This is a genomic window from Bacteroides togonis, assembly GCF_900130135.1.
Taxonomy (GTDB): domain Bacteria; phylum Bacteroidota; class Bacteroidia; order Bacteroidales; family Bacteroidaceae; genus Bacteroides; species Bacteroides pullorum.
In genome coordinates, this window is sequence record NZ_LT670820.1 from 1,077,648 (window position 1) to 1,090,443 (window position 12,796).

At 51.2% G+C, this 12,796-nt stretch carries 11 protein-coding genes; 3 read left to right on the forward strand and 8 right to left on the reverse strand.

Annotated features, from left to right (window positions below):
• Positions 1 to 162: 162 nt before the first annotated feature.
• Positions 163 to 1,188, forward strand: coding sequence for a DUF3810 domain-containing protein (locus BQ8005_RS04660; RefSeq protein ID WP_075317228.1), 1,026 nt, complete (start codon positions 163 to 165; stop codon positions 1,186 to 1,188).
• Between the two features lie 46 nt (positions 1,189 to 1,234).
• On the opposite strand, the gene BQ8005_RS04665 is transcribed toward BQ8005_RS04660, so the two are convergent.
• Positions 1,235 to 1,774, reverse strand: a complete 540-nt coding sequence (locus BQ8005_RS04665; RefSeq protein WP_075318939.1) for a transposase — start codon at positions 1,772 to 1,774, stop codon at positions 1,235 to 1,237.
• Positions 1,775 to 1,998: 224 nt separating this feature from the next.
• Between BQ8005_RS04665 and mazG the strand changes: the two genes are divergently transcribed.
• The gene (mazG, locus tag BQ8005_RS04670; RefSeq protein ID WP_075317229.1) at positions 1,999 to 2,793 is read left to right on the forward strand and encodes a nucleoside triphosphate pyrophosphohydrolase; all 795 of its coding nucleotides are present in this window, start codon (positions 1,999 to 2,001) and stop codon (positions 2,791 to 2,793) included.
• A gap of 86 nt (positions 2,794 to 2,879) precedes the next feature.
• Here the strand turns inward: mazG and BQ8005_RS04675 are convergent, their stop codons facing one another.
• The 7 genes from BQ8005_RS04675 to BQ8005_RS04705 form a co-directional block, all read right to left on the reverse strand.
• Positions 2,880 to 3,347 (reverse strand): hypothetical protein, encoded by a 468-nt coding sequence (locus BQ8005_RS04675; protein WP_075317230.1) that lies wholly within the window; start codon positions 3,345 to 3,347, stop codon positions 2,880 to 2,882.
• A 21-nt stretch (positions 3,348 to 3,368) separates the two neighbouring features.
• Positions 3,369 to 3,743 carry a hypothetical protein gene (locus BQ8005_RS04680; protein ID WP_075318941.1) on the reverse strand — a complete coding sequence of 125 codons (375 nt, stop codon included), beginning with the start codon at positions 3,741 to 3,743 and terminating at the stop codon, positions 3,369 to 3,371.
• A gap of 48 nt (positions 3,744 to 3,791) precedes the next feature.
• Positions 3,792 to 4,346: an RNA polymerase sigma factor gene (locus BQ8005_RS04685; protein ID WP_021847405.1), complete on the reverse strand. Its 555-nt coding sequence runs from the start codon at positions 4,344 to 4,346 to the stop codon at positions 3,792 to 3,794.
• 54 nt (positions 4,347 to 4,400) lie between these two features.
• Positions 4,401 to 5,315, reverse strand: coding sequence for a ribonuclease Z (locus BQ8005_RS04690; RefSeq protein ID WP_075317231.1), 915 nt, complete (start codon positions 5,313 to 5,315; stop codon positions 4,401 to 4,403).
• Between the two features lie 109 nt (positions 5,316 to 5,424).
• Entirely contained in the window at positions 5,425 to 7,215 is a 1,791-nt protein-coding gene (gene rpsA / locus BQ8005_RS04695; RefSeq protein ID WP_021847402.1) for a 30S ribosomal protein S1, read from the reverse strand.
• Between the two features lie 228 nt (positions 7,216 to 7,443).
• Complete coding sequence (locus tag BQ8005_RS04700) at positions 7,444 to 8,145, reverse strand: SIMPL domain-containing protein (protein WP_021847401.1); 702 nt, start codon at positions 8,143 to 8,145, stop codon at positions 7,444 to 7,446.
• A gap of 94 nt (positions 8,146 to 8,239) precedes the next feature.
• Positions 8,240 to 10,396 carry a DUF5686 family protein gene (locus BQ8005_RS04705; protein ID WP_394334115.1) on the reverse strand — a complete coding sequence of 719 codons (2,157 nt, stop codon included), beginning with the start codon at positions 10,394 to 10,396 and terminating at the stop codon, positions 8,240 to 8,242.
• 205 nt (positions 10,397 to 10,601) lie between these two features.
• Between BQ8005_RS04705 and BQ8005_RS04710 the strand changes: the two genes are divergently transcribed.
• Entirely contained in the window at positions 10,602 to 12,791 is a 2,190-nt protein-coding gene (locus BQ8005_RS04710) for a glutamine synthetase III family protein (RefSeq protein ID WP_075317233.1), read from the forward strand.
• The last annotated feature ends 5 nt before the right edge of the window (positions 12,792 to 12,796 follow it).

Here is a 12,796-nt window from a genome sequence, read left to right on the forward strand (position 1 = left end):
TAAACTGGCAGTTTATCACTATTAAACTGACAGTTTATTTTTGATAAACTAAAATAAACTGATAGCATGCTGACACAGAATCACTTACCGAACGCCCAAGAAAGTCTCAACCGACCGTTGTACAGGCGACGCCAAAGCTTCCAAAAGCGCCACTTTGTACTGATGGCACTGATACTGACGGTATGGCTCGTACAACTCCTGCCCGCCGCGGGAGCCTGCTACGCCCGAAACATTTACCCCACCATAGCCCGCGTGCTGACCACCGTGTCCGACCTCATTCCCTTCGCCGTGGGCGACCTCTTCATCGCCCTCAGCATCGCCTGGCTGGTTGTCTGGCCTTTTTACGCCCGCCTCCGCCGCAAGAAGCCCTGGCGACGCATTGTTGGTCGCGAAGTGGAGTACCTGTTCTGGATTTACGTCTGGTTCTACCTGGCCTGGGGACTGAACTACTCGCAACCCAACTTCTACCAGCGGACGGGCATCGCCTACACGGCCTATACGCCCGAGAACTTCGCCCGCTTTACGGACGACTACATCGAGCGGCTGAACGCTTCGTACACCTCTATCGATACCATCGACAACGACATGGTACGCAACGAGGTGGTACGCGGCTATCGTGCCATCAGCCCTGCGCTGGGCGTGCTCCCTCCGACTACCGACCACCCGCGAGCCAAGACGATGCTCTTCACCCCGCTCATCTCGATGGTGGGCGTCACGGGCAGCATGGGGCCTTTCTTCTGCGAGTTCACCCTGAACGGCGACCTGCTGCCTGCCGACTATCCCGCCACCTATGCCCACGAGCTGGCCCATCGGCTGGGCATCACCAGCGAGGCCGAGGCCAACTTCTACGCCTATCAGGTATGCACCCGCTCCAGCGTACCCACCCTGCGCTTCAGCGGCTACTACTCCATCCTCTTCCATGTGCTGAGCAATGCCCGCCGCCTGATGGACGAGGCTGCCTACCAAGCACTCGTAGAGAGCATCCGCCCCGAAATCATCCAACTGGCCAAAGACCATCAAGCCTATTGGTCGGCCAAATACAGCCCGCTGGTAGGTGCCGTGCAGGATTGGATCTACGATCTCTACCTGAAAGGCAACAAGATAGACAGCGGCCGCCAAAACTACTCCGAGGTAGTAGGGCTGCTCATCTCGTACGAGATGTATCAAACATACCATGATACGTTGTAGGGACGCACCATGGTGCGTCCGCGCAAAACAATGCAATCGAAAACGATTATTTTTGAAAAAAACAATCGCAATCCCAACGGGCCACGTTATGCTCGATATATTCTGCTATCCGGTTCCTGTCCTCCACACCTCGAATAATATGGTCATGATAACGTCCCTGCCATCCAAACCTGATATTATTCTTACGTGCAAAACACGTCACAGCCTGTTTGAACCCTCCTATCACCACACTCAGAGCCGTTCGTTTCGTGGGTATATCTTCCGACGGATGTATGCGAATAATAGCATGCACGTGGTTGGGCATCACTACGAAACTCACCATCTCTGCATAAGGGTAATGCATTCCCATTTCAGTCAAGGCATCAACCGCAAATCGCCCAATCAACGAATACTCCATCTGCCCATTTGCAATTTCACCTAAATAGTGTTCTTTTCCCTGCGTGCAGATAGTGATAAAATATTCACCTCCGCTGTAATCGTGAAAATCGACCCGAGGACTTTTGCGGGATGGGTGAGATGCATTGCATACGTTGGATGAATCGTATTCGGACGCACCATGGTGCGTCCCTACATGTATGTTTTCCATAATAATATTCTTTTGTGCAAATGTAACCTTTTCATGCAAACATCTCGAACAACGGAAAGACAAATTACATACGTATAATAACAACCGGACGTACCATGCACCCCATACGTTGTAGGGACGCACCACGGTGCGTCCGGATAAGTTAATAAAGTTTTGGGTGCAAAACATCAATGAGATATAAATCTTTGTAACTTTGCAACACTTTATATCTAACAGGAACGAATATGCAACATACCCGTAAAGAACAGATGGAAGCCTTCGGACGCTTCCTCGACATCCTCGACGAACTGCGCGAGAAATGTCCCTGGGACCGCAAGCAAACCAACGAAAGCCTGCGCCCCAACACCATTGAAGAAACCTACGAACTGTGCGACGCCCTGATACGCGACGACAAGCAGGACATCTGCAAGGAGCTGGGCGACGTCCTGCTGCACGTGGCCTTCTATGCCAAGATAGGCAGCGAGACGGGCGACTTCGACATCAAGGACGTGTGCGACCGCCTGTGCGAGAAGCTCATCTTCCGCCATCCGCACGTCTTCGGCGACGTAAAGGCTGAAACAGCCGGTCAGGTCGTAGAAAACTGGGAACAGTTAAAGCTAAAGGAAAAAGGTGGAAACAAAAGTGTATTGGCCGGTGTACCCGCTGCCCTGCCCTCGCTCATCAAGGCCTACCGCATACAGGACAAGGCCCGCAACGTAGGCTTCGACTGGGAAGAGCGCGAACAGGTGTGGGACAAGGTAAAGGAAGAAATCCAGGAGTTTCAGGCCGAAGTGGCCAACATGGACAAGCAGAAGGCCGAAGAAGAATTCGGCGACGTGCTGTTCAGTCTCATCAATGCCGCCCGCCTCTACAAGATCAACCCCGACAACGCCTTGGAACACACCAACCAGAAATTCATCCGCCGCTTCAACTACCTCGAAGCACACACCATCAAGGAAGGCCGCAACCTGCACGACATGACACTGGCCGAGATGGACGCCATCTGGGAAGAAGCCAAGAAACTGGAAAGAAAAGAATAAAAAAAGCAGGCCTTCCGACTCGCATCGGAAGGCCCTTACCTCTTGAAAACTGAAACCAGCCTGTTTACTTTACAGGAAACGACACATCATTTTTTCGGAGCCGGCCGTTTCCCACCGTTTTTGCCGTGCATGCCTTTCAGCAGTTCGCGATGGAAACGCATTTCGGCACGCTGTATCAAATAAATTTTCTTGTTAGAAAGTATCTTCTGGAATTTCTTCAGATAGGTCTGTTCCAATTCGCTGGAAGCCACACGTGCATCATACACGCCCTCCAAGATTTCACCATACTGACTTTCGGTTGTATTCTCATTCTTACCCTGGCGTAACAGCTTCCACGCATTGTCGTTCAACTTTTGCTTGCGGTCCTGCATTTCGAAATATAAGGGAAAAAACTTGGCAGCCTCTTCACGAGTCAGTCCAGCTTTCTCAGTCAGAAAAGCCTGTTGCTTGGCGCGGAATTCTTCGCGCGACAACTGCTGACATGTCCCGTCACCAGCCCATACCGAAAGCATCAGCCCGAACAAGGCAACCATTAAAACACTCAACTTTTTCATTGTTATCATTTACAATATTGATTATTCTGCATTTTCATCGCTCAAATAGACATACAGCGAATAGTCGTCCATCATGGTGTTCTCTATTGCCGTTCTGATATACTCCATTTCGATATCCGACTCGTCGGCAGCGATCTGCTGTTGCTGCTGCCCGTTCGATACGGTCTCGCCCGGCGAAGCAACTCGGATAATCAGAGCAGCTCCTATAAACATGGCCGCCATATACAGCCAGGGCCTTACCCTCTCCCACGTAGTAGGCTCACGATGAATATCTGTCTTTTCTTTCTCCGGAAGACGGCTCATCAAGTCTGAAGTGAAACCTTCGAAATATCCTTCCGGCACACGGAACGGATTTTCCGTACCAATCTTCTTCAGTAATTTATCCTCTTCTTTCATAAGCTTTTCTCCTTTCATTAGAATTAGACTATGGTTTGCGACAAAGGTTTAAAGTTCATCATCAAAAAATTTCTCGATTTTTTTCACTGCATGATAATACGAAGCTTTCAGTGCTCCGACCGACGTACCGAATATCTCGGACATCTCCTCATACTTCATATCCTGATAATATTTCAGGTTGAACACCATCCGTTGTTTTTCGGGCAAGGTCAGCAGAGCTTTCTGCAAGGTTGTCTGTATCTTGTCACCCGAGAAGTAAGGGTCACTTTCCAGTTTCTGCAACACATCTGCTTCCGGATCGTCCAGCGAGACAGTAGCCTGTGCACGCTGTTTGTTCAGGAACGTCAGGCATTCGTTCAGGGCAATGCGATAGAGCCAGGTAGACAACTTGGCATCGCCCCTGAAGTAATCTATATTAGTCCATGCTTTGATAAAGGTATTCTGAAGCAAATCATTAGCGTCTTCATGCGAATAAACCATACGACGTATCTGCCAGTACAGCTGTTCGCTATACTGCGCCACAATCATTTCAAATCCGCGCCGTTGTGTCTTCTCGTCCTGTAACAAGGCCAACACCTCGCGCTCATCATAGGGAGTATTCATATACTTTTATTCGCATTTATAGAAGTTAGACGGACAAAGATACAAAAAGTTTAATCAAATAGGAACACAAAGTGTTTCTTTCGCCAGCAAGGTTTCAGGAAACACAGCACGGGCCTGCTCCAGCAGAAGTTCTTCGTTGTCGTAGCGCGCTGAGAAATGGCCTACCAGCAAACGCTTCACACCAGCCTCACGTGCAATGGAAGCTGCCTGCGAGGCAGTCGTGTGATAGGTTTCCTTCGCACGGGCCGCATCTTCCTCAACAAAAGTGGCTTCGTGAAACAACAAGTCGACTCCCCTCACCTGTTCGACAACCGAAGCCAGTGGCAGTGTATCCGAACAATAGGCATAGCTCCGCGGAGGATCAGATGGACGGGTCAGGCGGCTGTTGGGGATCGTCTCGCCGTCGGGGGTCACATAGTCGGCTCCGTTCTTGATGCGGTTCAGCTCGTAGACGGGTATCTGATAGAAGTCAATCATCTCTCGAATGATGTGGTTGGGACGCGGCTTCTCGGCAAACAGAAAACCGCAGGTAGGCATCCGATGACGCAAGGGAATAGTGGTCACCGTCAGCGAACGGTCCTCGTAAACCAGCGTCGGTTCTTTGGTTTCGAACGCATGGAACACGACCGGATAGGTCATCTGATGGTTGAAGAAATCGAGCATCGGCTTCAGCAGTTCCTCCAGTCCCTGTGGCGAATGGATATGGAGTTCTGCCGTACGTCCCAGCAAATTCAAGGTCGAGATCAGTCCCAGCAACCCGAAACAATGGTCTCCATGCAGGTGGGAAATGAAGATATGGTTCAGGCGCGAGAACTTCAGCCGCGATTTACGAAACTGCAGCTGCGCTCCTTCGCCACAATCGATCATGAACAACTTGTCGCGCACATTCAGGATCTGCGACGTCGGGAAATGTCGGGTGGTAGGCAAAGCCGAACCACAGCCCAGGATATGTAACTCAAACTTCTCCATAACGACGCAAATTTAGGCATAAATCACGATACCTGTCAGGATTTACTTCAAAAAAAGAGAGGGTATCCCCGACGGGATCCCTCTCTTTCCTATAGATTGATATAAAAGATTATTTCTTCTTACCTTCCAGTTGCTCTTTCAAAGCAGCCAGTGCGTCGATGTCGCCCAGCGTAGTAGAAGCAGCCTGGTTCTGAATCATCGGAGCTTCTTCCTTCTTGCTGTTAGACTTCTTGGCAGCCTTCTTTTCTGCTCTTTCTTCTGCCTTGGCAGCATCTTCGAAGATACGGCTGTGAGACAGGATGATACGCTTAGCGTCCTTGTTGAATTCGATCACCTTGAACGGCAGTTTCTCGTCGAGCTGAGCCTGAGAACCGTCTTCCTTAACGAGGTGCTTCGGAGTTGCGAAACCTTCTACACCGTAAGGCAGAGCTACTACAGCGCCCTTATCCAGCATTTCGATGATAGTACCTTCGTGTACAGAACCTACAGTGAATACAGTTTCGAATACATCCCAAGGATTCTCTTCGAGCTGCTTGTGACCGAGGCTCAGACGACGGTTTTCCTTGTCGATTTCCAGAACCACTACATCGATGTCTGCACCGATCTGAGTGAATTCAGAAGGATGTTTAACCTTCTTCGTCCAAGACAGGTCAGAGATGTGGATCAGACCGTCAACACCTTCTTCTACTTCTACGAATACACCGAAGTTAGTGAAGTTGCGAACCTTGGCAACGTGCTTGCTGCCTACAGGATACTTCTCTTCGATAGTTTCCCAAGGATCAGCCTTCAGCTGCTTGATACCCAGAGACATCTTACGCTCTTCGCGATCCAGTGTCAGCACTACAGCCTCTACTTCGTCGCCTACCTTCATGAAGTCCTGAGCAGAACGCAGGTGCTGGCTCCAAGACATTTCAGATACGTGGATCAGACCTTCTACGCCCGGAGCGATTTCGATGAATGCACCGTAGTCAGCCATCACAACAACTTTACCCTTCACGTGGTCGCCAACCTTCAGGTTAGGATCCAGTGCATCCCAAGGATGCGGAGTCAGCTGCTTCAGACCCAATGCGATACGTTTCTTTTCGTCGTCGAAGTCGAGGATAACTACGTTCAGCTTCTGATCGAGTTCTACAACTTCGTGCGGATCGCTTACGCGGCCCCAAGACAGGTCGGTGATGTGGATCAGACCGTCTACGCCACCCAAGTCGATGAATACACCGTAAGATGTGATATTCTTGACAACACCCTCGAGTACTTGTCCCTTCTCGAGTTTGCTGATGATTTCCTTCTTCTGCTGTTCCAACTCAGCCTCGATGAGAGCCTTGTGAGAAACAACGACGTTCTTGAATTCCTGGTTGATCTTAACGATCTTGAATTCCATCGTCTTGCCAACGAATACATCGTAGTCGCGGATAGGCTTCACGTCGATCTGAGAACCCGGCAAGAATGCTTCGATGCCGAATACGTCTACGATCATACCACCCTTCGTGCGGCACTTGATGTAACCCTTGATAATTTCTTCGTTTTCCAAAGCTGCGTTTACGCGGTCCCAGGAACGTGTAGCACGTGCTTTGCGGTGTGACAGAACCAGCTGTCCTTTCTTGTCTTCCTGATTTTCGATGTATACTTCTACCGTATCACCTACTTTCAGATCAGGATTGTAACGGAATTCACTCATCGGAATGATACCGTCTGATTTGTAACCGATGTTCACAACTACTTCACGCTTGTTCATTGCGATTACGGTACCGTCTACAACCTCACGGTCGTTTACCTTGTTCAGCGTATTGTCATACGCCTTTTCCATGTCTTCGTGGCTAACAGTGGAGAGTGTTTCGCCATTCTCATACGCATCCCAGTTGAAGTCTTCAACCGGAGCTACTTTTTCAAATTTTTCCATTAATAAATAAGTTGTTTTTAATAATTAATTAAGTGAGACTTTATGTTGACTCAATAAATCGGGCGCAAAGATAGGACTATTTTCTTGAACAACAAAACGTTCGGTCCAAAAAAAGTGGCACTTGGCCTCCTCTTCCCCCTGTCTTTTCATACAAAGTGCCATTCCGGCACCGTAAAGCAATGCTTTACCTGTCCGAAACGGCACTTTTACGTTATGGAAAACAGTGTTTTAGTTTTTCAGATAATAGGTCACTGTCGTCACCACGCGTACGCTCTTTATATAAGGTGTATTCTCGTCGCGGTTGGCGATGGTAAACTGCCCCTGCGAAGCGCTCTTGATTTTTCCCAGCTTGCTGTCCGAGTCCTTGGCAAACTTCTCGGCAGCGGCACGGGCGTTCTTCGTAGCGTCTTCGATCATCTGAGGCTTGATGTCGTTCAGCCCCGTAAACTCGTAGGACACGTTGTAGCGATAGTCGCCGCCGGCAATGGCGATGCCCTGCTTCAACAGTTCGGCCTGTTCGGCCATCAGCTTGCGCACCTTCTCCACGTTTTTCGAAGTCACGGTGATGACAGAAGTCGCATTATAGCGGTATGTCACGTTCTGGTTGACATAGCGTTCGGCCTGCATGTCGATGATCTCCGGCGGGACGATGCTGATCTCTTCGTCCGAAATGCCGTTGTTCTTCAGGAAACTGACGATAGCCGCATTCTTCTTTTCCATGTTCGTATAGAGAAGAACCGGATCATTGCCGATGTCCTTGTACATCAACGGCCAGATCACCTTGTCGGCCGGTACTTCCATTTCGGCCAGTCCCTTCACCGTCACTACGCGCTCTCTGTCTCTAAAATCATTGATACCGCCCCTCAGCATCCAGCCGAGCAACAGCAGTCCCACTGCCATGATAGCGGCTTCCAGTCTCCAATTTTTCATGCACAATTGTTTTAAAAGAGTTTATCTGCAAATGAATGGAATAAAGCTGTCAACTACAAAGAGTTTCGGATAAAAGATGTTAACCTGAAACCTTTTAACGATTAAACAACTCGAACGTAAATTTGCAGCCGATTTCCTGATACTTCCAGTTGGCAAAGCTGGCAAAGACACCGAAGTCGAAAATATGCGTACCGATGCCATAACCCACCTCCACGTAAGGCATCAGGTGGGGCACCAGCAAGGTGTTCAGGTACAGACGTTCGTTCAGCACATACTGGGTATATTTCATCAGGTGCTTCATCAGCAGGAAGGGAGCCTCATAAGTCAGATGGGCTCGCAGATACTCACGCGAGGAGTTGTACCACCGTCGGTCGAGCAACTGGAAGACGCCGCCGATTTCATCGTTCCATCCCACAGGCAGATTGGAGCGGGTGAAGTTGGCAAAATCCACAAAATACAATTCTTCCTGATTGGTGAACTTACCCCAGCCGATGCGATAATAAATGTCGCGCATCAGTCCCAACGGGATATTATGTTGAAGGTCTACTTCTACACGTTCGTAAGCACCCGATCCAGGCAGAACCCCCTTGATACCTCGCTCCCAGTCCACTGTCAGGGTCGGATAGCGTGAATACAGGTTCACCTTTCGGTCGCCGTTCATGTAGTAATACTGCCCCGGTGTCCAGCGGAGGGTCACACGAGGAGCAAAACTGCTATACGTATGACGGAGCTTGCTGAGAACACTGAGATCCCACACTTCCGAACGGTCTTTCTGTCCTTCTTCTTCCTCTCCTGCACGGGTCGATGCGATCAGGTCACCGCTATCAGGCAGCAACAATTTGAAGTTCGAGCGCTCCACCTCCGTACGACGGTGAATGGACAGACCCACATCCAGCGTCAGCCCGTTCACGATTTCCCAACTGTGAGTGACGCGGCAATACAAGTCCTTGAAATAATCCAGGTGTATCTGACTGAAATCGAACAAGCTGTCCGGCATAGCCTTCAGTTCATCCAACACGTCACTGCTGTAGATCCGGTTACCGTTACCCACATCAAAATGGAGGGAAGCACGCTTCCGCGGCCAGTAGTCCAACTGTCCCCTCACCGACCAGTAGAACTCGTTTCGCGTAAAGTTATAACCGATGCGGGGCGAAATGCGCAGCAGACGGTCGCCTGGAAACAGCCGGTTGTATCGGAACTCCTGCCGATAGGAAATGCCGTTGGAATGGCTATAGCTCAACAACAGCGGATTGAGCAACGGCGAACAGCGCACACTGCCCACACTGGCCAGATCCAGCGTGTAACGGCTCACCAGCGCATCACCAACCGTTCCCCAAAATTCCAGATTCTTATTGATCTTCTGTTTCTTTTCCCGCTCTTTCCGCGCCACTGTATCCCGATACAGGAAGTAGGCCCGATACAGCGAATCCTCATGTCCATCCAGCGGGAAGGGACGAAGACTCTTGAAGTGGGCCGTGTCGCGCACACAGGCATTCGTATCGCAACGCAATGTATAGGAAGCCGACAAATCATACCGGCTCTTGTCTGACCGGCGCAATTTAGTAGCCGGATCGCGCTGCTTTATCTTCTTATATTGAAGCACCGCCATATAGCTGCCGTCAATCACGTTTCCCGCCATCTTGAATCTCACCTCAAAGTCCGAATAAATCGGCAGGAACTCATCCGCACAGCCCACTTCGCCCATCTGCACATGATTGCTGAAAGCCAGAATTTCCGAACGGCCCGAAAAGCGGATCTCGCGGATGCTCCACACATTGTCGCTCACCACCATATAGCCGCCTATCAGCTGGAAACTCTTACTTTTGGGAATAAAACGGATAACATATTGCAGGTCGTGTGCCCGTCCACGGATCGTATCAATCCGATACCTGTAGTATTTCTTTGCATTAGGCGCCAAAGGCGAAAGCAACTTGTCGGTCAGGATGGTCGGCGAATAGATATTGAGCCTGAAATATTGGGGCAGCTGCCCGTTCAGGTCCCAGAACTCATTGGCCGTTCCCATGGTAGCCGTCACCTTCTGGTCATAGATATCGGGGGCCGTAAAGCTCAGTTCGTTGTAAGTCTCCATCATATACTCCTTCACGCCCTTCCGGATACGGAACAAAGTCGGAATATAGCGGAGCAGCTTGTTCTGCTTCTTGATGTTGATCTTTCCTTTGATATACAGCTCGGCATTGTAGCTGTCCACGATGCGTTCGTAGAGCGGCGCAAAGAAAATGACCTTTTCCATGATGGAGTCCGCCGAGATCAGCTTGCCCTGATAGGGATATGGAGCATAACCTGCCCGTACCTTTCCCAATGGAAAAAGTAGCAGTAAAATACCCAATCCTATCCACAACCAGCGTACCAACTTTGCAATATCTTCGTATGTTTGGGGGCAAATATAGAAAAAAACATGTACTTTTGCAGGCAAATCAATAAAAGAAGAGTCTGATATGTCAAAAATGCGTTTTTTCGCTCTGCAGGAACTTGCCAACCGTAAGCCGTTGGAAGTAACTCCCCCCTCTGGAAAGCTGTCCGACTACTATGGCAGCCACGTATTCGACCGCAAGAAAATGCAGGAATACCTGCCCAAAGAAGCCTACAAGGCCGTAACCGACGCCATCGAAAAAGGTACCCCCATCAATCGCGAAATGGCCGACCTCATCGCCAACGGCATGAAGAGCTGGGCCAAGTCAATGGGCGTCACCCACTACACCCACTGGTTTCAGCCACTGACCGACGGTACCGCCGAAAAGCACGACGGTTTCATCGAGTTCAGCGAAGACGGCGACGTCATCGAACGCTTCTCGGGCAAGCTGCTCATCCAACAGGAACCCGACGCATCCAGCTTCCCCAACGGCGGTATCCGCAACACGTTCGAAGCTCGCGGCTATACGGCATGGGACGTTTCCTCACCTGCCTTCGTGGTAGATACCACCCTTTGTATCCCCACCATCTTCATCGCCTATACCGGCGAGGCCCTGGATTACAAGACCCCGCTGCTGAAAGCCCTGAACGCCGTGGACAAGGCAGCAATCGACGTCTGCAAGCTGTTCGACAAGAACATCAACCGCGTATACGCCAACCTCGGCTGGGAACAGGAATACTTCCTCGTCGACCTGGCCCTTTACAATGCCCGCCCCGACCTCTGTCTGACGGGCCGTACGCTGATGGGACATTCCTCGGCCAAGGACCAGCAGCTCGAAGACCACTATTTCGGCTCCATTCCGCCGCGTGTCACAGCCTTCATGAAGGAGCTGGAGATCGAATGCCACAAATTAGGCATCCCCGTCAAGACCCGTCACAACGAAGTGGCGCCCAACCAGTTCGAGCTGGCACCTATCTTCGAGAACGTCAACCTGGCCAACGACCACAACCAGCTGGTCATGGACCTGATGAAACGCATTGCCCGCAAGCATAACTTTGCCGTCCTGCTCCACGAAAAGCCCTATAGCGGCGTCAACGGCAGCGGCAAACACAATAACTGGTCGCTCTGCACCGATACAGGCATCAACCTCTTTGGCCCCGGCAGCAATCCGAAGAGCAACATGCTCTTCCTCACGTTCCTCGTCAACGTACTGATGATGGTCTACAAGAACCAGAACCTGCTGCGTGCCTCCATTGCCAGTGCCGGCAACAGCTACCGCTTGGGAGCCAACGAAGCGCCACCCGCCATCCTGTCCATCTTCCTGGGCCGCCAGCTCTCGTCCATTCTCGACGAGATCGCCAAGCAGGCCAGCAGCAGCAAGATGACTGCCGACGAGAAGACCACCCTGAAGCTGGGTATCGGACGTATCCCCGAAATCCTGCTCGATACGACCGACCGCAACCGCACGTCGCCCTTCGCCTTCACCGGCAACCGCTTCGAGTTCCGCGCCGCAGGCTCCTCAGCCAACTGCGCCGCTGCCATGATTGCCATCAACGCCGCCATGGCCAACCAGCTGAACGAATTCAAGGCCTCGGTCGACAAAGCCATGGAAGAAGGCGCCACCAAGGATGAAGCCATCTTCCGCACCCTCAAGGAAATGATCATCGCTTCCGAGCCCATCCGCTTCGAAGGCGACGGCTACTCCGAAGAATGGAAACAGGAAGCTGCCCGCCGCGGCCTGACCAACATCTGCCACGTACCCGAAGCGCTGATGCACTACGTCGACGACCAGGCACGCTCCGTTTTCATCGGCGAACGTATCTTCAACGAGACCGAGCTGGCCAGCCGTCTGGAAGTAGAGCTGGAAAAATTCACCATGAAGGTACAGATCGAAAGCCGCGTCCTCGGCGACCTGGCTATCAACCACATCGTACCCACGGCTGTCAGCTACCAGAACCGCCTGCTGGAAAACCTCCGCGGCTTGCGCGAGACCTTCTCGCCCGAAGAGTACGAAGAGCTCAGTGCCGACCGCAAGGAGCTCATCCGCGAAATCTCCCGCCGCGTGACGGCCATCAAGATGCAGGTACGCCAGATGACCGAAGCCCGTAAGGTAGCCAACCACATGGACAACTACAAGGACAAGGCCTTCGCCTACGAGGAAACGGTACGTCCCTACCTTGAAAGCATCCGCGACCACATCGACCACCTCGAAATGGAAGTGGACGACGAAATCTGGCCGTTGCCCAAGTATCGCGAACTGCTGTTCACGAAATAAGAACC

What these genes read in the sequence shown, in the direction of transcription:
- BQ8005_RS04710 (WP_075317233.1), top strand. Translation starts at nt 10,602, where the DNA reads ATGTCAAAAATGCGTTTTTTCGCTCTGCAGGAACTTGCCAACCGTAAG.
- BQ8005_RS04680 (WP_075318941.1), bottom strand. Translation starts at nt 3,743, where the DNA reads ATGAAAGAAGAGGATAAATTACTGAAGAAGATTGGTACGGAAAATCCG.
- mazG (WP_075317229.1), top strand. Translation starts at nt 1,999, where the DNA reads ATGCAACATACCCGTAAAGAACAGATGGAAGCCTTCGGACGCTTCCTC.
- BQ8005_RS04665 (WP_075318939.1), bottom strand. Translation starts at nt 1,774, where the DNA reads ATGGAAAACATACATGTAGGGACGCACCATGGTGCGTCCGAATACGAT.
- BQ8005_RS04690 (WP_075317231.1), bottom strand. Translation starts at nt 5,315, where the DNA reads ATGGAGAAGTTTGAGTTACATATCCTGGGCTGTGGTTCGGCTTTGCCT.
- BQ8005_RS04675 (WP_075317230.1), bottom strand. Translation starts at nt 3,347, where the DNA reads ATGAAAAAGTTGAGTGTTTTAATGGTTGCCTTGTTCGGGCTGATGCTT.
- rpsA (WP_021847402.1), bottom strand. Translation starts at nt 7,215, where the DNA reads ATGGAAAAATTTGAAAAAGTAGCTCCGGTTGAAGACTTCAACTGGGAT.
- BQ8005_RS04705 (WP_394334115.1), bottom strand. Translation starts at nt 10,396, where the DNA reads ATGGAAAAGGTCATTTTCTTTGCGCCGCTCTACGAACGCATCGTGGAC.
- BQ8005_RS04685 (WP_021847405.1), bottom strand. Translation starts at nt 4,346, where the DNA reads ATGAATACTCCCTATGATGAGCGCGAGGTGTTGGCCTTGTTACAGGAC.
- BQ8005_RS04700 (WP_021847401.1), bottom strand. Translation starts at nt 8,145, where the DNA reads ATGAAAAATTGGAGACTGGAAGCCGCTATCATGGCAGTGGGACTGCTG.
- BQ8005_RS04660 (WP_075317228.1), top strand. Translation starts at nt 163, where the DNA reads ATGGCACTGATACTGACGGTATGGCTCGTACAACTCCTGCCCGCCGCG.